We start from the raw sequence: 26,910 nt of genomic DNA on the forward strand, positions 1-26,910 counted from the left end.
GTGGGGAACGAGGAAAAACTTCTCACCTACCTGAAGCGGGCGACCGCCGATCTGCGCGAGACGCGCCGGCGACTGCGCGAGGTGGAGGAGAAGGACCGCGAGCCGATCGCGATCACCGGCATGGCCTGCCGCTACCCCGGGCACGTCAGCAGCCCCGAGGACCTGTGGCGGCTGGTCGCCGGCGGCACCGACGCCATCGCCGGCTTCCCCACCGACCGCGGCTGGGACCTCGACGGCCTCTACCACCCCGACCCCGACCACCCGGGCACCTCCTACGCCCGCGACGGCGGGTTCCTCTACGACGCCGCCGACTTCGACGCCGACTTCTTCGGCATCAGCCCCCGCGAGGCCCTGGCCACGGACCCGCAGCAGCGGCTGCTGCTGGAGGCGTCCTGGGAGGCCATGGAACGCGCCGGCATCGACCCGGCCACCCTGCGCGGCAGCCGCACCGGCGTCTTCGCCGGCGTCATGTACCACGACTACGCCTCCCGCATCACCGACATCCCCGACGGCCTCGACGGCTACCTCGGCAACGGCAGCTCCGGCAGCATCGCCTCCGGCCGGGTCGCCTACGCGCTCGGCCTGGAAGGCCCGGCGGTGACGGTGGACACGGCGTGCTCGTCCTCGCTGGTCGCGCTGCACCTGGCGGCGCAGGCGCTGCGCAACGGCGAGTGCGACCTCGCCCTCGCGGGCGGCGTGACCGTCATGTCGACGCCGGCGACCTTCGTGGAGTTCAGCCGGCAGCGGGGGTTGTCCGCCGACGGGCGTTGCAAGGCGTTCTCCGCGGACGCGGACGGCACCGGGTGGGGCGAGGGCGTCGGCATGCTGCTCGTGGAGCGGCTGTCCGACGCACTGCGCCACGGGCATCCCGTGCTCGCGGTCGTACGCGGCACCGCCGTCAACCAGGACGGCGCCTCCAACAGCCTCACCGCGCCCAACGGCCCCTCCCAGCAGCGGGTGATCCGGCGGGCGCTGGAGAGCGCGGGCCTCACGGCGGCGGATGTCGACGCCGTCGAGGCGCACGGGACCGGTACGCGGCTCGGCGACCCGATCGAGGCGCAGGCGCTGCTGGCGACCTACGGGCAGGAGCGTTCCGGGTCCGAGCCGCTGTGGCTGGGCTCGGTGAAGTCCAACATCGGGCACACGCAGGCCGCCGCGGGTGTCGCGGGGATCATCAAGATGGTCATGGCGATGCGGCACGGCGTGCTGCCGCGGACGCTGCACGTGGACGAGCCGTCGCCGCATGTGGACTGGGCTTCTGGTGCGGTGGAGCTGCTGACGGAGCCGCGGGAGTGGGCGGCCGTCGAGGGGCGGCCACGCCGGGCGGGTGTGTCGTCCTTCGGGATCAGCGGCACGAACGCGCACGTCATCGTCGAGCAGCCGCCGCAGGCGGGTTCCGGCGGGGACGAGGGCGGGGCCGAGGGCGCGGGTGACGGTGCCGACACCGCTGCCGGAACCGCCGCCGAGCCCGTCGCGGGCCTGGGGGTGCTGCCGTGGGTGCTGTCCGGCCGTACGCCCGAGGCCGTACGGGACCAGGCCGCGCGGCTGCGGGCACATGTCGAGGCCGCGCCGCAGACGCCGGCCCACGAGGTCGCGTACGCGCTCGCCACGACGCGGGCCCGCTTCGACCACGGGGCCGTCGTCACCGGCCGCACGCGCGAGGAGCTGCTGCACGCGCTGGACGCCGTGGCGAGCACGCCGCTGGGCGACCGCAGCGGCGGGACGGCGTTCGTCTTCACCGGGCAGGGGTCGCAGCGGGTGGGGATGGGGCGTGAGCTGCACGCTGCTTTCCCGGTGTTCGCTGCTGCTTTTGATGAGGTGTGCGGGCTGGTGGGGCTGGATCCGGCGGTGGTGTTCGAGGGTGCCGGGGATCTGGACCTGACGGGGAACGCGCAACGGGCGCTGTTCGCACTGGAGGTGGCGCTCTTCCGGTTGGTGGAGTCGTGGGGTGTGGCGCCGGACTTCGTGGCCGGGCATTCGGTGGGGGAGATCGCGGCTGCGCATGTGGCCGGGGTGCTGTCGCTGGCTGACGCCTGCACGCTTGTGGAGGCGCGGGGCCGGTTGATGCAGCAACTGCCCGCCGGTGGGGCGATGGTGGCGGTCGGCGCCGGTGAGGACGTGGTGCTGCCGCTGCTGGCGGGGCGTCCTCAGGTGGGGATTGCTGCCGTCAACGGGCCTGCGTCGGTGGTGCTTTCGGGTGCTGAGGGTGATGTCCTCGCGGTGGCGGGGGAGTTGGCTGCCGGCGGGGTGAAGACCCGGCGGTTGACCGTGTCGCATGCCTTCCATTCGCCTTTGATGGAGCCGATGCTCGACGATTTCCGCTCCGTCGTGGAGGGGCTGGACTTCGCCGAGCCGCGGATCGAGTTCGTGTCCGCGCTGGCTGCGGGTGACAGTGTGACCTCGCCTGCCTACTGGGTGCGGCACGTCCGGGAGGCCGTGCGCTTCGCCGACGCCGTACGCGAGCTGGAGTCGTACGGGGCCCGGACGTATCTCGAACTCGGGCCGCACGGCGTGCTGTCGGCGATGGGCCCGGAGTGCCTGGCGCACCCCGGGGCCTCGGCCTTCGTGCCCGTGCTGCGCAAGGACCGGTCCGAGGAGCAGGCGCTCGCCGAGGCGCTGGGCCTGGCGCACCTGCGGGGCACGCCCGTGGACTGGGCGGCGGCACTGCCGGGCGCGGAGCCGGTGGACCTGCCCACGTACGCCTTCCAGCACCAGCGGTACTGGCTGGACAACCCCGCTTCCGGCGCCCTGGACGTGGAGCTGGCCGGGCTCGACGCGACCCGGCACCCGCTGCTCGGGGCGGCGGTCGAACTGCCCGGCGGGGGCTGCCTGTTCACCGGCCGGCTGGCGCTGCGCAGCCACCCGTGGCTGCGCGACCACACGATCGGCGGCACCGCGGTGCTGCCCGGCACGGCGTACGCGGACATGCTGCTGCGGGCCGGCGACCATCTCGGGTGCGACCTGCTGGACGACCTCACGCTGCTGGAGCCGCTGGCCGTCGCCGAGGACGGTGACGTGCAGCTGCGGGTCGCCGTCGAGGGCCCGGACGCCGCCGGCCGGCGTGCCCTGACCGTGCACGCGCGCACCGGGGACGGCGACTGGACGCAGCACGCGAGCGGTGTCCTGGCCACCGGTGCGCCCGTGCCCGAGCCCCCGTCGCAGGAGTGGCCGCCCGCCGGGGCCGAGCCGCTGCCCGTCGACGGCCTCTACGCGGAGTCCGGCTCGGCCCTGCGGTACGGGCCGGTCTTCCAGGGCGTACGGGCCGCGTGGCGGGCCGGCGACGAGGTGTACGCCGAGCTGGTGCTGCCGGAACAGGCCCGGGAGGAGGCCGGGTTCGGCCTGCACCCGGCGCTCTTCGACGCGGCCCTGCATGTCGTCGGGCTCGGCGACCCGGCGGCGGACGGCACCGCGCTGCTGCCCTTCGGCTGGAGCGGGGTCGCCCTGCACGCCGTGGGCGCGACCGCGCTGCGGGCCCGTATCACCCCGGCCGGGAACGGCTCCCTCGCGCTGACCCTCACCGACCCCGCGGGCGCGCCCGTCGCGTCCGTCGGCTCGCTCGCGCTGCGACCGCTCGCCGCGGGGCGGGTGGCCGTGCGCACCGAGTCGCTGTACGAGGTGCGGTGGGCTCCGGTGACCGCGCCGATGGACGTGGCTCCTTCCGCCGTCGCCGCCCTGCACCTGGAGCCGGCGGGCGCCGCGCCCGACGCCGTACGGTCCGCGACCGGGCGCGTACTGGCCGCGGTGCAGGAGCACTTGGCCGGGGACGCCGAGGAGCCGCTGGCCGTCGTGACCCGGCATGCGGTGGCAGCCGGCCGCGAGGACGGCCCGCTCGACCCGGCGCATGCCGCCGTGTGGGGGCTGGTGCGGTCCGCGCAGGCCGAGAACCCGGGGCGCTTCCTGCTCGTCGACGCCGAGGGCCCGCTGGACGAGGGCGCGCTGAAGGCTGCAGTGGCCTGCGCCCTGGCCGCGGACGAGCCGCAACTGGCGCTGCGGGCGGGCGAGTTCCGTGCCCCGCGGCTGCACCGTGTGCCGGCGCCGGCCGCCGCCGCGGTGGAGCGGCCCGGGACCGTCCTGGTGACCGGCGCGTCCGGCAGCCTCGGCGGCCTCGTCGCCCGGCACCTGGTCCGCGACCACGGGGTGCGCAGCCTCGTCCTGGCCTCCCGCAGCGGCGAGTTCGGGGACCTCACCGGCGAACTGGCCGCCCTCGGCGCGTCCGTGACCGCCGCCGCATGCGATGTCGCCGACCGTACGGCGCTGGCCCGACTCCTCGCCGGGATCGGCGACCTGACCGGCGTCGTGCACGCGGCGGGCGTCCTGGACGACGGCCTGGCCGACGCGCTCACGCCCGAGCGGCTGGACGCCGTGCTGCGGCCCAAGGCGGACGCCGCCTGGCACCTGCACGAGCTGACCGCCGACCGCCACCTCACCCTCTTCGTGCTCTTCTCCTCCGTCGCCGGCGTCGTCGAGAGCGCGGGCCAGGCCAACTACGCCGCGGCCAACGCCTACTTGGACGCGCTGGCCGCGTTGCGCCGCTCCCAGGGCCTCGCCGCGACCTCGCTCGCGTGGGGCCCGTGGGCCGCCGGCATGGCCGCCGGGCTGACCGCCGCCGACCGGCAGCGGATGGCCCGCGACGGCTACCTCGCGCTGTCCGAGGCCGAGGGCCTGGCCCTCTTCGACGCCGCCCTCGCGAGCGACGCCGCCGCCCTGGTGCCGGTCCGCCTGGACACCTCGGCGCTGCGCTCCGGCGGCACCGCCGTGCCCACCGTGCTGCGCGGCCTCGTCCGGCAGCCGGCCCGGCGGAACGCCGCCGCTGAGGGCACGGAGGCGGGCGCGGGCTCGCTCGCCGCCCGGCTCGCCGCGGCCGGCACCGAAGGACGCGGACGGCTGCTGCTCGGCCTGGTCCGTACCGCCGTCGCCGGGGTGCTGGGCTTCGCCGGCCCCGAGGCGGTCGAGGAGGAGCGGGCCTTCACCGAGCTGGGCTTCGACTCCCTCATGGCGCTGGAGCTGCGCAACCGGCTCGGCGCGGAGACCGGGCTGCGGCTGCCCGCGACCCTCGTCTTCGACTACCCCAGCGCCCGTGACCTGGCCGGTTTCCTGGCCGCCGAGCTGCTGCCGGGCCTGGCCGCTGCCGAGCCCGCCGAGCCCACCGCCGTGCCGGCCGCCGACGAGCCGCTCGCGATCGTCGGCATGGCCTGCCGCTTCCCCGGCGGTGTCGGCTCGCCCGAGGACCTGTGGCGGCTGCTCGCCGCGGGCGGCGACGGCATCACCGGCTTCCCGACCGACCGCGGCTGGGACCTCGACGCCCTCTACGACCCGGACCCGGACCACCTCGGCACCACCTACGCGCGCGGCGGCGGATTCCTGCACGACGCCGCCGACTTCGACCCCGACCTCTTCGGGATCTCGCCGCGCGAGGCCGTCGCGATGGACCCGCAGCACCGGCTGCTGCTCGAAGCGTCCTGGGAGACCTTCGAACGCGCCGGCATCGACCACGCCGCCCTGCGCGGCAGCCGCACCGGCGTCTTCGCCGGAATCATGTACCACGACTACGCGGGCGTCATGGAGCACGCCGCCGACCCCGCCGAGGGCTTCCTCGGCACCGGCGGCAGCATCGCGTCGGGCCGGGTCGCGTACGCCTTCGGGCTCGAAGGCCCGGCGGTGACGGTGGACACGGCGTGCTCGTCGTCGCTGGTGGCCCTGCACCTGGCGGGGCAGGCGCTGCGCAACGGCGAGTGCGACCTGGCGCTCGCGGGCGGCGTGACGGTGATGGCGACGCCGGCGACGTTCGTGGAGTTCAGCCGGCAGCGGGGGTTGTCGGCGGACGGGCGTTGCAAGGCGTTCTCCGCGGACGCGGACGGCACCGGGTGGGGCGAGGGCGTCGGCATGCTGCTCGTGGAGCGGCTGTCGGACGCCCGCCGCAACGGTCACCCGGTGCTGGCGGTGGTGCGGGGCACGGCCGTCAACCAGGACGGCGCGTCCAACGGGCTGACCGCGCCGAACGGTCCCGCGCAGCAGCGGGTGATCCGGCGGGCGCTGGAGAGCGCGGGCCTCACGGCGGCGGATGTGGACGCCGTCGAGGCGCACGGGACGGGCACGAGCCTGGGTGACCCGATCGAGGCGCAGGCGCTGCTCGCGACGTACGGGCGGGAGCGTTCCGGGGCCGAGCCGCTGTGGCTGGGGTCGGTGAAGTCCAACATCGGGCACACGCAGGCGGCTGCGGGTGTGGCCGGTGTGATCAAGATGGTGATGGCGATGCGGCATGGTGTGCTGCCGCGGACGCTGCATGCCGAGGAGCCCTCGTCGCACGTGGACTGGGCTTCTGGTGCGGTGGAGCTGCTGACGGAGCCGCGGGAGTGGGCGGCCGTCGAGGGGCGGCCCCGCCGGGCCGGTGTGTCGTCCTTCGGGATCAGCGGCACGAACGCGCACGTCATCGTCGAGCAGGCGCCGGCGGAGCAGCCCGTGGCGGTGCCCGCCTCCGCCCCGGGGCTGGGGGTCGTGCCGTGGGTGCTGACCGGGCGGACGCAGCAGGCCGTGCTCGACCAGGCCGCGCGGCTGCGGGAGTTCGTCCAGGGCGAGCGTGAACTGCCCGCTGCCGACGTCGCGTTGTCGCTCGCGCTGGGCCGCAGGCGGCTCGCGTACGGCGCCGTGGTGCTCGGCGGCGACCGGGTCGAGCTGCTGCGCGGCCTGGCCGCGCCCCTCGCCCGCCGCACCGGCGGTGGCACCGGCCGCACCGCGTTCCTCTTCACCGGGCAGGGCTCGCAGCGCGTCGGCATGGGCCGGGACCTGTACTTCTACCAGCCGGTCTTCGCCGACGCCTTCGACGCCGCATGCGCCGGGACGGGCCTGGAGCCGGCTGTCGTCCTCGAAGGCGTCGGCGGCGACCTGGATCAGACGGGCTTCGCCCAGCGGGCGCTGTTCGCCCTGGAGGTGGCGCTCTTCCGGCTGCTGGAGTCGTGGGGCGTGGCGCCCGACGCGGTCGCCGGGCATTCGGTGGGCGAGATCGCGGCTGCGCATGTGGCCGGGGTGCTGTCGCTGGCCGACGCCTGCGCACTGGTCGAGGCGCGGGCGCGGTTGATGCAGCAACTGCCCGCCGGTGGTGCGATGGTGGCCGTCGCGGCGGGGGAGGACGTGGTCCTGCCGCTGCTGGCTGGGCGTCCCGAGGTGGGGATCGCCGCCGTCAACGGGCCTGCTTCGGTGGTGCTTTCCGGCGCCGAGGCCGATGTGCTGGCCGTGGCGGGGGAGTTGGCCGGTCAGGGCGTCAAGACCCGGCGGCTGACCGTCTCGCATGCCTTCCATTCGCCGCTGATGGAGCCGATGCTCGACGACTTCCGCTCCGTCGTCGAGGGGCTGGACTTCGCCGAGCCGCGCATCGAGTTCGTGTCCGCGCTGGCCGCCGGTGACCCGGTGACCTCGCCCGCCTACTGGGTGCGGCACGTCCGCGAGGCCGTACGCTTCGCCGACGCCGTACGGCAGTTGGAGGCCGCGGGCGTCCGGACGTATCTCGAACTCGGGCCGCACGGCGTGCTGTCGGCGATGGGCCCCGACTGCCTGGCCGAGCCCGAGGCCGCCGCCTTCCTGCCCGCGCTGCGCAAGGACCGGCCCGAGGAGCAGGCGCTCGCCGAACTGCTCGGCCAGGCACACCTGCGCGGCACCGCCGTGGACTGGGCGGCCGTGCTGCCCGGCGCCCGGCGCACCGACCTGCCGACGTACGCCTTCCAGCACCGCCGCTACTGGCCGACGCGGGCGCACACCGTCACCGACGCGGGCGGGCTGGGCCAGGGCGCGGCCGGGCATCCGCTGCTGGGCGCGGCCGTCGCGCTGCCGGACGGCTGGCTCTTCACCGGCCGGCTCTCGCTGAGCACCCAGCCGTGGCTCGCCGACCACGCCGTGGCCGGCACGGTGATCCTCCCCGGCACCGCCTTCGTCGAGATGGCCGTACGCGCCGGCGACCAGGCCGGCTGCGACGTCCTGGACGACCTCACCCTGCACGCCCCGCTGGTGCTCGCCCCCGGCGCCTCGACGCAGCTGCGGGTCACCGTGGACGTCGCCGGCGAGGACGGGCGGCGCCCGCTCGCGGTGTACGCGCGGCCCGAGGACGCCCGCCCCGACACCCCCTGGACGCTGCACGCCGAGGGCGCCCTCAGCACCGGCGCGCCCGCCCCCGCCGCCCTCACCGCGTGGCCGCCCGCGGGCGCCGAGCCGGTCCCGGTCGCCGGGCTCTACGACGAACTTGCCGCCGAGGGACTGGAGTACGGCCCGCTCTTCCGCGGGGTCCGGCAGGCGTGGCGGCACGGCGGCGAGGTCTTCGCCGAGGTCGAACTGCCCGGCGCGGACGGCGGTGCGGCGGTCGAGGGCTTCCGGCTGCACCCGGCGCTGCTGGACGCGGCCCTGCACACCATCGGGCTCGGCGACTTCGGCATCGCCTCCGGCGGCGGGCCCGTGCTGCCCTTCGCGTGGGGCGGGGTGTCCGTGCACGCGGTCGGCGCGACCCGGCTGCGGGTGCGGATCTCGCCCGCGCCCGGCGGCGGTGTGCGGCTGGCCGTCGCGGACGGCACCGGCGCGCCCGTCGCCGCCGTCGACTCGCTCGTCCTGCGCGCCGCCCCGGCCGCGCAACTCACCGCCGCCTCGGCCGCGTACGACTCGCTCTTCCGCGTCGAATGGCAGCCCGCCGCCGCCCCCGCGGCCGGTGCGCGGCTGCTGGTGCTGGACGGCGCGGACGGCCTGGCCGGCCTCGGCACGCTCGGCGCCGACGACACCGTGCTGGTGCCCCTCGCCCCGGCGGCCGGCCCCGACCTCGCCGAGGCCACCCACACCGCCGTACGCGACGCCCTCGCGCTGGTGCAACGGTGGCTGGCCGACGAGCGGTTCGCCGCGGCCCGGCTGGCGCTGCTGACCCGCGGCGCGGTCGCCGTACAGCCCGGTGAGCAGGTGTGGGACGCGGCGCAGGCCGCCGTACGCGGCATGGTGCGGGCCGCGCAGGCCGAGCACCCCGGGCGGTTCGTGCTGCTGGACGGCGACCGGCCGCTCGACGAGGAGGCGGTGCGGCTGCTGTCCGCCGCCGTCGCCCTCGACGAGCCCGAAGTGGCGCTGCGCAGCGCCGAGTTGTCGGTGCCGCGACTGGTGCGCGGCCGGGCCGAGGGGCAGTTGGCGCTGCCCGCCGACGGCTCGGCCTGGCGCGTGGACGTCGTCACCGAGGGCGCCCTCGACGGCATCGGCGTCATCGCCGCCCCCGAGGCACGGGACCCGCTGGAGCCCGGGCAGGTGCGGATCGCCGTACGGGCGGCCGGCGTCAACTTCCGCGACGTCCTCAAGGCACTCGGCATGTACCCCGGCGACGCGGGCCAGATGGGCTACGAGGGTGCCGGCGTCGTGACCGAAGTCGCCCCGGACGTGACCCGGTTCGCGGTCGGCGACCGCGTGATGGGCCTGCTCGGCGGCGCCTTCGGGCCCGCGGCCGTCGCCGACGCCCGCGCGCTGACCCGGGTACCCGACGGCTGGACCTACGCCCAGGCCGCGGCCACCCCGCTGGTCTACCTGACCGCTTACTACGGGTTGGTGGATCTGGCGGGGTTGGGTGCGGGGGAGTCGGTGCTGGTGCATGCGGCTGCCGGTGGTGTGGGGATGGCGGCGGTGCAGCTCGCCCGGCATCTGGGTGCCGAGGTTTTTGGTACGGCGTCGGTCGGCAAGTGGGACGTGCTGCGGGCTTCGGGTCTGTCCGATGAGCGGATTGCTTCGTCGCGTGATCTGGGCTTCGAGGGCAGGTTCCTTGCCGCGACCGGTGGTCGGGGCGTGGATGTCGTCCTGGACTCGCTGGCGCGGGAGTTCGTGGACGCCTCGCTGCGGCTGCTGCCGCGCGGTGGCCGGTTCGTGGAGATGGGCAAGACCGACGTCCGGGACGCGGACGAGGTCGCCGCCGCGTATCCGGGCGTCGCCTACCGGGCCTTCGACGTCATGGACGCCGGACTCGACCGCATCCAGCAGATGCTCGACGAACTCGGCGCGCTCTTCGCCGCCGGCGCCCTCACCCCGCTGCCCGTCACCGCATGGGACCTGCGGCACGCCACCGAGGCGCTGCGCCACATGAGCCAGGCCCGGCACATCGGCAAGGTCGTGCTCACCGTCCCCGCGCCGCTCGACCCGCACGGCACCGTCCTGGTCACCGGCGCGTCCGGCGCCCTCGGCGGCCTCGTCGCCCGGCACCTGGCCGCAGAACACGGCGTACGGCACCTGCTGCTGCTCAGCCGGCGCGGCGAACAGGCCCCCAGCGCCGAGCAGTTGCGGGACGACCTCGCCGAACTCGGCGCCACCGCGCACTTCGCCGCCTGCGACGCCGCCGACCGCGACCAGCTCGCCGCCGCCCTCGACGCCGTCCCCGCCGAGCACCCGCTCACCGGCGTCGTGCACACCGCGGGCGTGCTCGCCGACGGGCTCGTCGACTCCCTCACCCCCGAGCGGCTGGCGGCCGTGCTGCGCCCCAAGGTGGACGCCGCCTGGCACCTGCACGAGCTGACCCGCGGCCTCGACCTCGCCGCCTTCGTGCTCTTCTCCTCCGCCGCCGGCGTCCTCGGCAACGCCGGCCAGGCCAACTACGCCGCCGCCAACGCCTTCCTCGACACCCTCGCCGCCCACCGCCACGTCCAGGGCCTCCCCGGCACCGCGCTCGCCTGGGGCCTGTGGGCCGAAAGCGGCGGCATGGCAGGCGAGTTGGGCGCGCAGGACCTGGACCGTATGGCCCGCTCCGGCATGGCCGCCCTCACCGCGGACGACGGCCTCGCGCTGCTCGACCTGGCCCTGGGAACCGGCCAGCCGGCCACCGTCCCCATGCACCTGGACGCCGCCGCGCTCGCCGCCCAGGACGACCTGCCCGCCCTGCTGCGCGGCCTCGTCCGCACCCCCGCCCGGCGCGTCGTCCAGGCCGCGTCCGGCGCCGGCACCAGCCTGCGCGACCGGCTCGCCGCGATGACCCGCACCGACCAGGACGAGCACCTGCGGGAACTCGTCGCCGCCCAGGTCGCGGCCGTCCTCGGGCACGCCTCGTCCTCCGACGTCCTCGACGACGCCCGCTCGTTCAAGGAACTCGGCTTCGACTCGCTCACCGCCGTCGAGTTGCGCAACCGCATCGGCGCCGCCACCGGCCTACGGCTCACCGCGACGCTCGTCTTCGACTACCCGACCTCCGCCGCCCTCGCCGACCACCTGCGCGCCGAACTCGTCGGCGACAGCGCGGCGCCCGCCGGAACCGCGCAGACGGCCCCGGTCGCCGCCGACGAGCCGATCGCGATCGTCGGCATGGCCTGCCGCTTCCCCGGCGGCGTGAGCTCGCCCGAGGACCTGTGGCGGATGCTCGCCGCCGGCAGCGACGTCCTCGGCGGCTTCCCCGAGGACCGCGGCTGGGACCTCGACCGGCTCATCGACCCCGACCTGAGCCGCCCCGGCACCTCCTACGCCTCCCAGGGCGGATTCCTCTACGACGCCGCCGACTTCGACGCCGAGTTCTTCGGCATCAGCCCGCGCGAGGCCGTCGCCATGGACCCGCAGCAGCGGCTGCTGCTGGAGACCTCCTGGGAGGCCATCGAGCGGGCCGGCATCGCCCCCGCCTCACTGCGCGGCAGCGAGACCGGCGTCTTCGCCGGCATCATCTACCACGACTACGGCGCCGGCCTGCTCACCGAGGACGCCGAGGGCTACCTCGGCACCGGCACCAGCGGCGGTGTCGCCTCCGGCCGCGTGTCGTACACCTTCGGCTTCGAGGGCCCGGCCGTCACCGTCGACACCGCGTGCTCCTCCTCGCTGGTCGCCCTGCACTGGGCCATCCAGGCGCTGCGGTCCGGCGAATGCTCGCTCGCGCTCGCGGGCGGCGCGACCGTCATGGCCACCCCCGACACCTTCGTCGACTTCAGCCGCCAGCGCGGCCTCGCCCTCGACGGCCGCTGCAAGGCATTCGCCGCCGCGGCCGACGGCACGGGCTGGGGCGAGGGCGTCGGCATGCTGCTCGTGGAGCGGCTGTCGGACGCCGAGGCCAACGGCCACCCCGTCCTCGCCGTGATCCGCGGCTCCGCGGTCAACCAGGACGGCGCCTCCAACGGCCTCACCGCGCCCAACGGCCCCTCCCAGCAGCGGGTCATCCGCCGCGCCCTGGCAGGTGCCGGGCTCTCCCCGGCCGACGTGGACGCCGTCGAGGCGCACGGCACCGGTACCCGGCTCGGCGACCCGATCGAGGCGCAGGCCATCCTCGCGACCTACGGCCAGGACCGGCCCGGCGACCGGCCGCTGTGGCTCGGCTCCATCAAGTCCAACCTCGGCCACACGCAGGCCGCCGCCGGCGTCGCGGGCGTCATCAAGATGGTCATGGCGATGCGGCACGGCGTGCTGCCGCGCACCCTGCACGTGGACGCGCCCTCGCCGCACGTCGACTGGGCTTCCGGCGCAGTGGAGCTGCTGACCGAGGCCAGGACCTGGACCGCGGACGGCGAGCGCCCGCTGCGGGCCGGCGTGTCCTCCTTCGGCTTCAGCGGCACGAACGCGCACGTCATCATCGAGCAGGCGGGCGCGGGCGTTTCCGCCGCCGCCGAGGTGCCCGCGCCGGCGGACCGCGGGGAGCGGGTCGTGCCGTGGTTCGTCAGCGCCCAGAGCCCCGCCGCCCTCGCCGGGCAGGCGCGGGCGCTGCACACCTACGCGACCGGCGCCGCCGCGGTGTCCCCGGCCGACCTCGGCTACTCCCTGCTCACCTCGCGCTCCCGCTTCCCGTACGGCGGCCTCGCCGTCGGCGCCGGGCGGGACGAGCTGCTCGCCGGCCTGGAGAGCGTGACGGCGAGCCGGGCGGTCGAGGGGCGCACGGCGTTCGTCTTCACCGGGCAGGGGTCGCAGCGGGTGGGGATGGGGCGTGAGCTGCACGCTGCTTTCCCGGTGTTCGCTGCTGCTTTTGATGAGGTGTGCGGGCTGGTGGGGCTGGATCCGGCGGTGGTGTTCGAGGGTGCCGGGGATCTGGACCTGACGGGGAACGCGCAACGGGCGCTGTTCGCACTGGAGGTGGCGCTCTTCCGGTTGGTGGAGTCGTGGGGTGTGGCGCCGGACTTCGTGGCCGGGCATTCGGTGGGGGAGATCGCGGCTGCGCATGTGGCCGGGGTGCTGTCGCTGGCTGACGCCTGCACGCTTGTGGAGGCGCGGGGCCGGTTGATGCAGCAACTGCCCGCCGGTGGGGCGATGGTGGCGGTCGGCGCCGGTGAGGACGTGGTGCTGCCGCTGCTGGCGGGGCGTCCTCAGGTGGGGATTGCTGCCGTCAACGGGCCTGCGTCGGTGGTGCTTTCGGGTGCTGAGGGTGATGTCCTCGACGTGGCAGGGGAGTTGGCTGCCGACGGGGTGAAGACCCGGCGGTTGACCGTCTCGCATGCCTTCCATTCGCCGCTGATGGAGCCGATGCTCGACGACTTCCGCTCCGTCGTGGAGGGGTTGCATTTCGCGCAGCCGCGGATCGAGTTCGTGTCCGCGCTGGCCGCGGGTGACAGCGTGACCTCGCCTTCCTATTGGGTGCGGCACGTCCGCGAGGCCGTGCGCTTCGCCGACGCCGTGCGCGTCCTGGAGATCCAGGGCGTCCGCACGTATCTCGAACTCGGCCCGGACGGCGTGCTGTCGGGCATGGGCCCGGAGTGCCTGGTCGACCAGGAGACCGCCGCCTTCCTGCCGCTGCTGCGCAAGGGGCGCGGCGAGGAGCTGACCCTCGTCGAGGCGGTCGGCCGGGCGTACGCGCGGGGTGTCGCCACCGACTGGGAGGCGTTCTTCGCCGGCACCGGGGCCGTCCGCGTGGAGCTGCCCACATACGCCTTCCAGCGGCAGCGCTACTGGCCCACCGGCCGGCTCGGTGCCGCCGACGCGGCCGGTCTCGGGCTGGACGCGGCCGGGCACCCGCTGCTGGGCGCCGCGCTTGAGTTGCCCGAGGGCCGGCTGCTGACCGGGCGGCTGTCGCTGCGTACGCACCCGTGGCTCGCCGACCACGTCGTCATGGGTGCGGTACTGCTGCCCGGCACCGCCTTCGTGGAGCTTGCCGTGCGGGCCGCCGACGAGGTCGGCTGCGACCTGCTGGACGAGCTGACGCTGCTGGAGCCGCTGGTCCTCGCGGCCGGCACGGCGGTGCAGGTTCGGGTGCTCGTCGGGGCGGCGGACGGCGCCGGGCGGCGCAGCCTCGCGGTCTACTCGCGGCCCGAGGAGGCCGCCCCGGACGAGCCGTGGGCCGAGCACGCCCGGGGCACGCTGGCCGAGGGCGGCACGCCCGGCGAGGCCCTGACGTCCTGGCCGCCGGCCGGCGCCGAGCCGGTCGACGTGGCCGGGCTCTACGGCGCCCTCGCGGCGGACGGCATGGGCTACGGCCCGGCCTTCCAGGGCGTAGGGCGGATGTGGCGGCTCGGTGAGGAGGTGTACGCCGAGGTCGCGCTGCCGGACGACCTGCCGGACGCCGCCGGTTACGGCCTGCACCCGGCGCTGCTGGACGCGGCGCTGCACGGCGTGCAGCTCATGGGCGTGAGCCCCGACGGCACCGCCGCGGTGCCCTTCGCCTGGAGCGGTGTGCGGCTGCACGCCGCCGGCGCGGACACCCTGCGGGTGCGGCTGCGCAGGACGCCGGAGGGCGTGGCGCTGGCCGTCGCGGACGCCTCGGGCGAGCCGGTCGCGTCGGTCGCCTCGCTGGTGCTGCGCGAGGTCGCGGCGGGGCAGGTGGCCGCCGGGCGGCGGGTGGAGTCGCTGTTCGCGGTGGAGTGGGCCGAGGTGGCGCTGCCCGGCGGCGGCACGGTGCCGCAGTCGGTCGCGGTGCCGGCCTTCGCCGGCGAGCCCGTGCCGGACGCGGTGCGGGCGGCGGCGACCTGGGCGCTGGACCTCGTACGGTCGGCCGGGGACGCGCCGCTGGTGGTCGTCACGCGTGGCGCGGTCGCGGCGGTGGACGGCGAGGCCGTGACCGACCTGCCCGCGGCGGCCGTACGCGGCCTGGTCCGTACCGCGCAGTCCGAGCAGCCCGGCCGGTTCGTGCTGGTGGACGCAGACACGGACACCGTCGCCGGTGACGTGCTGGCCGCGGTCGTCGAGTCGGGGCGGTCCGAGGTCGCCCTGCGCGGCGGCGTCGCACTCGCCCCGCGGCTGGTCCGCGAGCGGGCGTCGGTCGCCGAACTGCCGGTGCTGGACTCGGGTTCGGTGCTGGTGACGGGTGCGTCGGGGGCTCTGGGCGGGCTGTTCGCGCGGCATCTGGTGGCGGATTACGGGGTGCGCGGTCTCGTACTGGCGTCCCGGAGTGGTGAGTTCGGTGCGCTGGTGGACGAACTCGCGGCGCAGGGTGTTGCGGTGCGGGCGGTGGCGTGTGATGTGGCCGACCGGGGCGCACTGGCCGAACTGCTGGAGTCCGTACCGGACTTGGTGGGTGTCGTGCATGCGGCGGGTGTGCTGGACGACGGGCTGGTGGGCTCGCTCACGCCCGAGCGTTTCGACAGCGTCCTGCGGCCGAAGGCGGATGCGGCCTGGCATCTGCACGAGCTGACCGCGGGGCGGGAGTTGCGGCTCTTCGCGCTCTTCTCCTCCGTCGCCGGGGTGTTCGGCAACGCGGGGCAGGCCGGATACGCCGCGGCCAACTCCTTCCTCGACGCCCTTGCCTCGCACCGGCGTTCCGCCGGCCTGGCCGCCCTGTCGCTGGCCTGGGGCCCCTGGGCGACCGGCATGGGCGGCGGCCTCGACGACGCCGAGCGGGCCCGGATGGCACGCTCGGGCGTCGCCCCGCTCTCCGCGGACGAGGGCACCGCCCTCTTCGACGCAGCCCTGAGCGCCGCACGGCCCGTGCTCGTACCGCTGCGGCTCGCCCCGGGCGCGGTCGCCGCCGAGGTGCACCCGCTGATGCGCGGGGTCGTACGGGTCGGCGCCCGCCGGTCGGCCACCGCGGGCGGCACGGACGAGACGGCGACGGCCCTCACCGCACGGCTGCTCGGCGCCGACCGGGCCCAGCAGGACCGCATCCTGCTGGACTTCGCGCGCCGCCAGGTCGCCCAGGTGCTCGGCTTCGCCGGGCCCGAGGCAGTCGAACCGGGCCGGGCCTTCAACGAGATCGGCTTCGACTCGCTCACGGCGCTGGAGCTGCGCAACCGGCTCGGCTCGGCGACCGGGCTGCGGCTGCCCGCGACGCTGGTCTTCGACTACCCGACCGCCGACGCGCTCGCCGGCTACCTGCGCACCGAACTCCTCGGCGAGGAGGGGGAGTCGGCGGGCCCGGTCGTCGCCTCGGCCACCGCGGACGACGAGCCGATCGCGATCGTCGGCATGGCCTGCCGCTTCCCCGGCGGTGTCGGCTCGCCCGAGGACCTGTGGCGGCTGGTCGGCGAGGGCGGCGACGCGATCTCCGGCTTCCCGACCGACCGCGGCTGGGACCTCGACACGCTCTTCCACCCCGACCCCGACCACCGCGGCACCTCGGTCTCCCGGCACGGCGGATTCCTGCACGAGGCAGGGCAGTTCGACCCGGAGTTCTTCGGCATCGCGCCGCGCGAGGCCGTCGCCATCGACCCGCAGCAGCGGCTGCTGCTGGAGACCACCTGGGAGGTCTTCGAGCGCGCCGGCATCGACCCGGCGGCCGTCCGCGGCAGCCGCACCGGGGTGTTCGCCGGCGTGATGTACCACGAGTACTCGGCGCGCATGCGGCAGACCCCGGCCGAACTGGAGGGCTACCTCGGTGTCGGCAGCGCCGCGAGCGTCGTCTCCGGCCGGGTCGCGTACACCTTCGGCCTGGAGGGGCCGACTGTCAGCATCGACACCGCGTGCTCGTCGTCGCTGGTCGCCCTGCACCTGGCCACGCAGGCGCTGCGCGCCGGGGAGTGCGAACTCGCTCTGGCCGGCGGCGTCACCGTGATGCCGACACCCGGCGCCTTCGTCGAGTTCAGCCGGCAGCGCGGCCTCGCGCTGGACGGCCGCTGCAAGGCCTTCTCCGCCGACGCCGACGGGGTCGGCTGGTCCGAAGGTGTCGGCATGCTGCTCGTGGAGCGGCTGTCCGACGCACGCCGCAACGGCCACCGCGTCCTCGCGGTCGTCCGGGGCTCGGCGATCAACCAGGACGGCGCGTCCAACGGCCTGACCGCCCCCAACGGCCCCTCGCAGCAGCGGGTGATCCGTCAGGCGCTCGCCAACGCCCGTGTTCCCGCGGGCGAGGTGGACGCCGTCGAGGCGCACGGCACCGGCACCAGCCTGGGCGACCCGATCGAGGCGCAGGCGCTGCTCGCCACCTACGGCCAGGACCGGCCGGCCGACCGGCCGCTGTACCTCGGCACGGTGAAGTCCAACATCGGGCACACGCAGGCCGCCGCCGGTGTCGCCGGGATCATCAAGATGGTCATGGCGATGCGGCACGGCGAACTGCCGCGCACCCTGCACGCCGAGCAGCCGTCGCCGCACGTCGACTGGTCGGCCGGATCGGTCGAGCTGCTGACGCAGGCCCGGCCGTGGGACTCCGCCGGGCGCCCGCGCCGCGCGGGTGTGTCCTCCTTCGGCTTCAGCGGCACCAACGCGCACGTCATCATCGAGCAGGCCCCGGAACCGCAGCCCGTCGCCGCGCTGTCGCCGGCCGCGGACGGGACCGAGCCGGCCGCCGTCGCGTGGGTGGTCTCCGCCCGCACCCCGGACGCGGTACGCGACCAGGCCGCCCGGCTGCGCGCCCTCGCCGAGGACGCCGCGGGGCCGTCCGTCCGCGACATCGCGCACGCCCTGGCCACCACCCGGGCCCGCTTCGAGCACGGCGCCGTCGTGACCGGCGCCGACCGCGCCGAACTGGCCGCCGCGCTGGAGGCGTTGACGGTCGAGCCGGGCGCGGTGGGCGGCCGGACCGCGTTCCTCTTCACCGGGCAGGGCTCGCAGCGCGTCGGCATGGGCCGGGAACTGCACGCCGCACAGCCGGTGTTCGCCGCGGCCTTCGACGAGGCGTGCGGGCTGCTGGGCCTGGACCCGGCGGTGGTGCTGGACGGCGACGCCGCCGACCTCGACCGTACGGGGAACGCCCAACGGGCGCTGTTCGCCCTCGAAGTGGCGCTCTTCCGGCTGCTGGAGTCCTGGGGCCTCAGGCCCGACGCGGTCGCCGGGCACTCGGTCGGCGAGATCGCCGCGGCCCACGCCGCCGGCGTGCTGTCGCTGCCGGACGCCTGCACCCTCGTCGAGGCCCGCGCCCGGCTCATGCAGCAACTGCCCGCCGGTGGCGGCATGCTGGCCGTCGCCGCCGGGGAGGACGTCGTCCTGCCGATGCTCAAGCGGCGCGCGAAGATCGCCGTCGCCGCCGTCAACGGACCCGCCTCGGTCGTCGTCTCCGGTGCGGAGCCGGCGCTCCTCCGGCTGGCCAAGGCGCTGGACAAGCAGGGCGTGAAGACCCGGCGGCTCACCGTCAGCCACGCCTTCCACTCGCCGCTCATGGAGCCGATGCTCGACGAATTCCGCTCCGTCGTTGCGGGGTTGAGCTTCGCCGAGCCCGCCGTCGAGCTGGTCTCGGCGCTGGCCGATCCGGACGTGACCTCGGCCGAGCACTGGGTGCGGCACGTCCGCGACGAGGTGCGGTTCGCCGACGCCGTCAGGGCGTTGGAGGGCACGGGCGTGCGGACGTATGTCGAACTCGGTCCGGACGGTGTGCTGTCGGGCATGGCGCCGGACTGCCTCGCCGACCCCGGGGCCGCTGCCTTCCTGCCGCTGCTGCGCAAGGACCGGCCCGAGGACCGTACGCTCGCCGAGGCCGTGGGCCGGGCGCACCTGCGGGGGACGGCCGTGGACTGGGCGGCCGTACTGCCCGGCGCCCGCCGCACCGACCTGCCCACGTACAGCTTCCAGCACCGCCACTACTGGCTCAGCGACGACCCGGCCGCGGTCGGTGACGTCGCGGCGGCCGGTATGGGCGCGGCCGGACACCCGCTGCTCGGCGCCGCGGTGGCGCTGCCCGAGGGGTGGCTGTTCACCGGGCGGCTGTCGCTGCGCAGCCACCCGTGGCTCACCGACCACGCGGTGGCCGGGACCGTGATCCTGCCCGGAACGGCCTTCGTGGAGCTGGCCGTTCGCGCCGCCGACCAGGTCGGCTGCCGGGCCGTGGACGATCTCACCCTGACGGCACCGCTGGTGCTCGCGCCCGGCGCCGCCGTCCAGACCCGCCTCCTGGTCGGCGAGCCCGGCGCGGACGGCCGCCGCCCCGTCGCCGTATACGCGCGGCCCGAGGACGCGCTCGACGACGAGCCGTGGACCGAGCACGCCACCGGCGCGCTGCTGCCCGCCGGCGGCGACGCCGAACGGCTCGCGGACTGGCCGCCCGCCGGTGCCGAGCCGCTGCCCACCGACACCCTCTACGCCGAACTCGCCGCCGGCGGGCTGGAATACGGCCCGGTCTTCCAGGGCGTACGGCGGATGTGGCGGCTCGGCGACGACGTCTACGCCGAGGTCGCCCTGCCGGACGACGTGCCGGACGCCGCCCGCTACGGCCTGCACCCGGCCCTCCTCGACGCCGCCCTGCACGCCTTGGGCGCGGCCGGCACGGTGGAGGGCGAGGGGCCGCTGCTGCCCTTCGCGTGGAGCGGCGTCACCCTGCACGCGGCCGGCGCGGGCGCGCTGCGGGTGCGGATCGCCAAGGCCGGCGGCGGGGTCGCGCTGACCCTCGCCGACGCCACCGGCGAACCGGTCGCCTCGGTGGGCGAGTTGGTGCTGCGGCCGGTCGCCACCGGCCAACTGGCCGCCGCCCGGCGGCTGGAATCGCTGTTCGCGGTGGAATGGGCGCCGGTCGCCCTGCCCGCCGGGGAAGTCACCCCCGACGCGGTGCATGTGCCCGCCTTCGACGCCGCCGACATGCCCGCCGCGGTCCACGCGGCGGCGACCTGGGCGCTGGATCTCGTCCAGGACCGGCTGACCTCCGACGCCACCGCCCCGCTGGTCGTCGTCACCCGCGGTGCCCTGCCGGTGTCCGACGGCGAGGCCGTCGCCGACCTGCCGGCGTCGGCCGCCCGCGGCCTCCTGCGCGCCGCGCAGGCCGAGCACCCCGGGCGCTTCCTGCTGCTGGACGTCGAGGCGGAGGTTACGACTTCGCAGCCCGGCGCGGCTGGGCAGGACACCGACGCCGGGCCGGACCGGCTCCCCGCCGGGCTGCTCGCCGGCCTCGTCGAGTCGGGCCGGGACGAGATCGCCGTACGGGCCGGGCAGGCGTACGCGCCGCGGCTGGCCCGGACCGCTGTGCCCGAGGGCGGGCTCGACCTCGGCGAAGGCACCGTCCTGGTCACCGGCGCGTCCGGCGGGCTCGGCGCGCTGTTCGCCCGGTACATGGTGCACGACCTCGGTGTCCGCGGGCTGCTGCTCGTCAGCCGGCGGGGCGCGGACGCGCCCGGGGCGGCCGAGCTGCGCGCCGAACTCGTCGCCGCCGGCGCCGAGGTGGACATCGCGGCCTGCGACGTCGCCGACCGCGACAGCCTCGCCGCGGCACTCGCCCTCGTGCCCGGGCACCGGCCGCTCGCCGGCGTCGTGCACGCGGCGGGCGTCCTGGACGACGGCCTCGTCGACTCCCTCACGCCCGAGCGGCTGGCGGCGGTGCTGCGGCCGAAGGTGGACGCAGCCTGGCACCTGCACGAGCTGACCGCCGACCGGGAGCTGCGGCTCTTCGCGCTCTTCTCCTCCGCCGCCGGCGTCCTCGGCAACGCCGGGCAGGCCAACTACGCCGCCGCGAACGTCTTCCTGGACACGCTCGCCGCCCACCGCCGCGCCCAGGGCCTCGCCGCGACCTCGCTCGCCTGGGGCCCGTGGGACCTCGGCATGGCCGGCACCCTCGACGAGGCCGAGCGGCTGCGCATGGCCCGCTCCGGCATCGCCGCCCTGACCGCGGAGGAGGGCACCGCGCTCTTCGACGCGGGCGCCGCCGCCGGCCAGCCGCTGCTGGTGCCGCTGCGGACCGCCGCCTCCGGCGCCGTCGCCGACGAGGTGCACCCGCTGCTGCGGCCTGTCGTACGCGTCACGTCCCGGCGCACCGCGGCAGGCGGCACGTCACAGGCCGCGGCCTCGCTCACCGCACGGCTGCTGGGCCTGGACCGGGCCGAACAGGACCGCGTCCTGCTGGACTTCGCGCGCCGCCAGGTCGCGCAGGTGCTCGGCTTCGCCGGGCCCGAGTCCGTCGAACCGGGCCGCGCCTTCACCGAGTTGGGCTTCGACTCGCTCACCGCGCTGGAACTGCGCAACCGGCTCGGCACCGAGACCGGGCTGCGACTGCCCGCGACGCTGGTCTTCGACTACCCGACCGCCGACGCGCTCGCCGGCTACCTGCGCACCGAACTCCTCGGCGAGCAGGCCGAGTCGGCGGACCCGATCGTTGCCACGGGCAGCGCGGACGACGAGCCGATCGCGATCGTCGGCATGGCCTGCCGCTACCCCGGCGGCGTCACGTCACCCGAGGGGCTGTGGGAGCTGCTGGCGGGCGGCCGGGACGGCATCGGGGATTTCCCCACCGACCGCGGCTGGGACCTGGAGCGGATCTACCACCCCGACCCCGACCACACCGGCACCACCTACGCCCGCGCCGGCGGATTCCTGCGCGACGCCGCCCAGTTCGACCCCGCGCTGTTCGGCATCTCGCCGCGCGAGGCCATGGCGATGGACCCGCAGCACCGGCTGCTGCTCGAAGCGTCCTGGGAGGCCGTCGAGCGGGCCGGTATCGACCCGGCGACCGTGCGCGGCAGCCGCACCGGCGTGTTCGCCGGCGTCATGTACCACGACTACGCCCACGTCCTGGAGCGCGCCGCGGACACCGCGGAGGGCTTCATGAGCGTCGGCGGCGCCATCGCCTCCGGCCGCGTCTCGTACGCCTTCGGTCTTGAGGGCCCGGCGGTGACGGTGGACACCGCGTGCTCGTCCTCGCTGGTCGCCCTGCACCTCGCGACGCAGGCACTGCGCGGCGGGGAGTGCGCGATGGCGCTGGTCGGCGGCGTGACGGTGATGTCCACACCGCAGACCTTCATCGAGTTCAGCCGGCAGCGGGGGTTGTCCGCCGACGGGCGCTGCAAGGCGTTCTCCGCGGACGCGGACGGCACGGGTTGGGGCGAGGGCGTCGGCATGCTGCTCGTGGAGCGGCTGTCCGACGCGCAGGCCAACGGCCATCGGGTGCTGGCGGTGGTGCGCGGCTCCGCGGTGAACCAGGACGGTGCGTCCAATGGTCTGACGGCGCCGAACGGTCCTTCGCAGCAGCGGGTGATCCGGCAGGCGTTGGCGAATGCGCAGGTGTCGGCGGCGGAGGTGGATGTCGTCGAGGCGCACGGGACGGGGACGAGTCTCGGTGATCCGATCGAGGCGCAGGCGCTGCTGGCGACGTATGGGCAGGAGCGCGCGGGGTCCGAGCCGTTGTGGCTCGGCTCGGTGAAGTCGAACATCGGGCACACGCAGGCCGCCGCGGGTGTGGCGGGGATCATCAAGATGGTCATGGCGATGCGGCACGGCGAGTTGCCGCGGACGCTGCACGCCGATGAGCCGTCGCCGCACGTCGATTGGTCGGCGGGTGCGGTGGAGTTGCTGACCGAGCACCGCAGCTGGGAGGTGCCGGAGGGGCGTCCGCGGCGGGCGGCTGTGTCGTCCTTCGGGATCAGCGGCACCAACGCGCACGTCATCCTGGAGCAAGCCCCCGAAGCCGCACCCGCCACCGAGAAGGACCCGGCGGACGAGCTGCCGGTGGCATGGCTGCTGTCGGGCAAGACCCCGCAGGCCGTACGCGACCAGGCCGCGCGCCTGCTCGCCGCCGTGGAGGACGGACCGGCCGACCCCGCCGACATCGGCTGGTCCCTGGCCACCGGGCGGGCTGCCCTGGAGCACCGCGGCGTCGTCATCGGCACCGGCGGTGAACTCACCGGCGCCCTGGCCGCGTTGGCGGCGGACCTGCCCGCGCCGGGCGTGGTCACCGGTGCGGTGGGCGGCGCCGGGAAGACGGTCTTCGTCTTCCCGGGGCAAGGGTCGCAGTGGCTCGGCATGGCGGCGGGGCTGCTGGAAGCCTCACCCGTCTTCGCCGAGCGGATGCGTGAATGTGCCGCCGCGCTTTCGGAGTTCGCGGACTGGTCGCTGCTGGAGGTGCTGGAGGACGAGGCGGCGCTCAAGCGGGTGGACGTCATCCAGCCGGTGCTGTGGGCCGTGAACGTCTCGCTGGCCGCCGTGTGGCGGTCGGTCGGCGTCGAGCCGCAGGCCGTACTCGGGCACTCGCAGGGCGAGATCGCCGCCGCTGCCGTCTCAGGCGTGCTGTCGCTGCGGGACGCGGCAAAGGTCGTGGCCCTGCGGTCGCAGGCGATCATCGCGCTCTCGGGGCTCGGCGGCATGGCCTCGGTGGCCCTGCCGGCCGCCGAGGTGGCCGGCCTCCTGGCCTCGTGGCAGGGGCGGTTGTCGGTCGCGGCGGTCAACGGCACGGCTTCGACAGTGGTTTCGGGCGAGGTCGGGGCGCTGGAGGAACTGCTCGCCCAGTGCGAGCGGGACGGCGTGCGGGCCCGCCGTATCGACGTGGACTACGCCTCGCACTCCGCCCAGGTCGAGATCATCGAGGACGAACTGGCCAAGCTGCTCGCGGGCATCGAGCCGCGCCGCGCCGAGGTGCCCTTCTACTCGACGGTGACCGGCGGTTGGGTGAGCGGCCCGGAGCTGGACGCCGGCTACTGGTACACCAACCTGCGCGGCACGGTCGGCTTCGAGCCCGCCGTCCGTACGCTGCTCGGCGAGGGCTTCACGTCCTTCGTCGAGTCCAGCGCGCACCCGGTGCTGGCGATGGCCGTCCAGGAGACGGCGGAGGCCGCCGAGACGCCCGCGGTCGCCGTGGGCACGCTGCGGCGCGGCGAGGGCGGCTGGGAGCGGTTCCTGGCGTCGGCCGCCGAGGCGTACGTCCGGGGCGTCGCGGTGGACTGGCCGTCGCTCTTCCCGGGCGCCGGCCATGTGGACCTGCCGACGTACGCCTTCCAGCACGAGCGCTACTGGCCGGTGCCCGGCGCGGTCGCGGGTGACACCGCGGGCCTGGGCCTGCGGGCGGCAGAGCACCCGCTGCTGGGCGCGGCCGTGCCGTTCGCGGACTCCGACGCGCTGATGTTCACCGGCCGGCTCGCGCTCGGCACGCACCCGTGGCTGGCCGACCACCGGGTCGGCGGCGCGGTCGTGCTGCCCGGCACCGCGTTCGTCGAGCTCGCGGTGCGGGCGGGCGACGAGGTCGGCTGCGAGGTGCTGGACGAGCTGACCCTGCACGCGCCGCTGGTCGTGCCCGAACAGGGCGGCGTACAACTTCAGTTGCTGGTCCGCGAGCCCGACGAGAGCGGGCGCAGGCCGCTGACCGTGTACGCGCGGCCGGCCGGCGCCGACGACGACCGGCCGTGGACGCGGCACGCGACCGGACTGCTGGCCGCCGGCCCCGCCGAGGAGCCGGCCGGCGCGCCGGGCACCTGGCCGCCGAGCGGCGCGGAAGCCGTGGACCTGGACGACTTCTACGCCCGCTCCGCCGACGGCGGCCTCGGCTACGGCCCGCTCTTCCGCGGCCTGGCCAAGGTGTGGCGGCGCGGCGACGAGGTCTTCGCCGAGGCGGAGCTGCCGGAGGGCGCCGACCCGGCCGCCTTCGGGCTGCACCCGGCGCTGCTGGACAGCGCGCTGCACGCGGTCGGCTTCGGCGCGTTCGTCGCGGAGGCCGCGGACGACGAGGTGCACCTGCCCTTCGCGTGGAGCGGCGTGGCCCTGCACGCGGCCGGTGCCGGCGCCCTGCGGGTGCGGATCGGCGCGGCGGAGGGCGGGATCCGGATCGACCTCGCCGACACCGCGGGCGCCCCGGTCGCCACCGTACGGTCGCTGGCCGTACGCCCGCTCGCCCTCGGTGAGCTGGACGCCGACGCGGCGGCCAAGGGCGCCGACGTCGACTCGCTCTTCCGGCTGGACTGGCAGGAGGCGCCGGTCAAGCCGGCGCAGGGCGGCGGCCGGACGGCGGTGCTCGGCACGGACGCCGGCGAACTCACCGCACTCCTGCGGGAGTCGGGCATCGAGGTCGGTGCCGCGTACGAGGACTGGGCGGACGTCGCGAGCGCGGCCGAGCTGCCGGACACCCTCTTCGTGCCGGCCGCCACGTCCCCGGCGGACGGCGGCGACGCGCTCACGGCCGTACGGGCGGCGGTGCACCGGGCGCTGGAGCTGGTGCAGGCGTTCACCGGCGACGAGCGGTACGCCGACACCCGGCTGGTCGTGGTGAGCCGCGGCGCGGTCGCCGCCCGGGCGGGCGAGGACGTCACCGACCTCGCCGGCGCGGCGGTCCGCGGCCTGATCCGCTCGGCCCAGAGCGAGAACCCGGGCCGGATCGTGCTCCTCGACCTCGATCCCGACCGCGACCTCGATTCCGACCGCGACCTCGACCTCGGCCCGGACGCCGGTGGCGAGCCGGCCGCGGGCGTACTGGACGGGGCGCTGGAATCCGGCGAGCCGCAGCTCGCGCTGCGCGCCGGCACCGTCCTGGTGCCGCGGCTGGCCCGGGTCCCGGCACCCACAGTCGACCCGGTCTCCCCGTGGCGGTCCGCCGCGGAGGGCACCGTCATGGTCACCGGCGCCTCCGGTGTCCTCGGCGGCCTGGTCGCCCGGCACCTAGTGGCAGAACACGGCGTCCGCAGCCTGCTGCTGCTCAGCCGGCGCGGCGAACAGGCGCCGGGCGCGGCGGAGTTGACGGCCGAGCTGGGTGAACTCGGCGCCCTCGTACGGACGGCGGCCTGCGACGTCTCCGACCGCGACCAGCTCGCCGCCGCCCTCGCCGCGATCCCCGCCGACCGCCCGCTCACCGGCGTCGTGCACACCGCGGGCGTACTGGACGACGGCGTGCTCGGGTCGCTCACCCCCGAGCGGATCGACACCGTGCTGCGGCCGAAGGCCGACGCGGCCTGGCACCTGCACGAGCTGACCCGGGACCTGGACCTCGCGCACTTCGTGCTCTTCTCCTCCGCCGCAGGCCTGTTCGGCAACGCGGGCCAGGCCAACTACGCCGCCGCCAACGCCTTCACCGACGCCCTCGCGCAGCACCGGGCGGCCCTGGGCCTGCCTGCGCAGTCCCTCGCGTGGGGCCTGTGGGCCGACGCCAGCGCCATGACCGGCCACCTCAGCGGCACCGACACCGCCCGCGTCGGCGGCGCGGCGGCGCTGACCGCCGCCGAGGGCCTGGCGCTGCTCGACGCGGCCGGCACCGTCGCCGAGACCCTGCTCGTACCGATGCACCTGGACGCCAAGGAGGCCAGGTCCGGCGGCGCCGTACCGCACCTGCTGCACGGGCTGGTGCGCGGCGCGGGCCGGCGGGCGGCGGCGGGCCGGGCGGCGGCCGACGCCGAGGGCCTGCGGCAGCGGCTCGCCGCGATGGCGCCCGCCGAGCGCGAGGGCACGGTCGCGGACCTGGTACGCGGCCATGTAGCCGCCGCCCTCGGCCACCCCAACGCGGCGGCCGTCGATCCCGGGCGGCCCTTCACCGAGCTCGGCTTCGACTCCCTCATGGCGGTCGAGCTGCGCAACCGGCTCGGCGCCGCCACCGGGCTGCGGCTGCCGGCCACGATGGTCTTCGACCACCCGACGCCCCGGGCGCTGGCCGGCTACCTGCTCGGCACCCTCGTGCCCGACAGCGGCAGCGGCGAGGACGCGGTCGAGGAGCAGGTCCGGCAGATCCTGCTCGGCATCCCCATGACCCGGCTGCGCGACGCCGGCCTGATGGACGCCCTGCTCGAACTGGCCGGCCGCAGGGCCCCCGGCGGCCACGGCGGCCCCGAGGCCCACGACGAGCCCGACGCGTCCGAGTCCATCGACGAACTGGACACCGACGCCCTGATCCAACTGGCCCTCGCCGGCGACGACGGCGACGCCGGTGACGGCGACGAGTACCACGAGCACGACGAGCACGACGACATGACGCGGGAGATGTGAGGAAAG

1 protein-coding gene is annotated in these 26,910 nt (G+C 76.0%); it reads left to right on the top strand.

The features are described from left to right. Entirely contained in the window at positions 1–26,904 is a 26,904-nt protein-coding gene (locus HCN08_RS13170; RefSeq protein WP_167983207.1) for a type I polyketide synthase, read from the top strand. Positions 26,905–26,910 lie beyond the last annotated feature (6 nt).

Source organism: Actinacidiphila epipremni, assembly GCF_012034175.1.
Classification (GTDB): Bacteria; Actinomycetota; Actinomycetes; order Streptomycetales; family Streptomycetaceae; genus Actinacidiphila; species Actinacidiphila epipremni.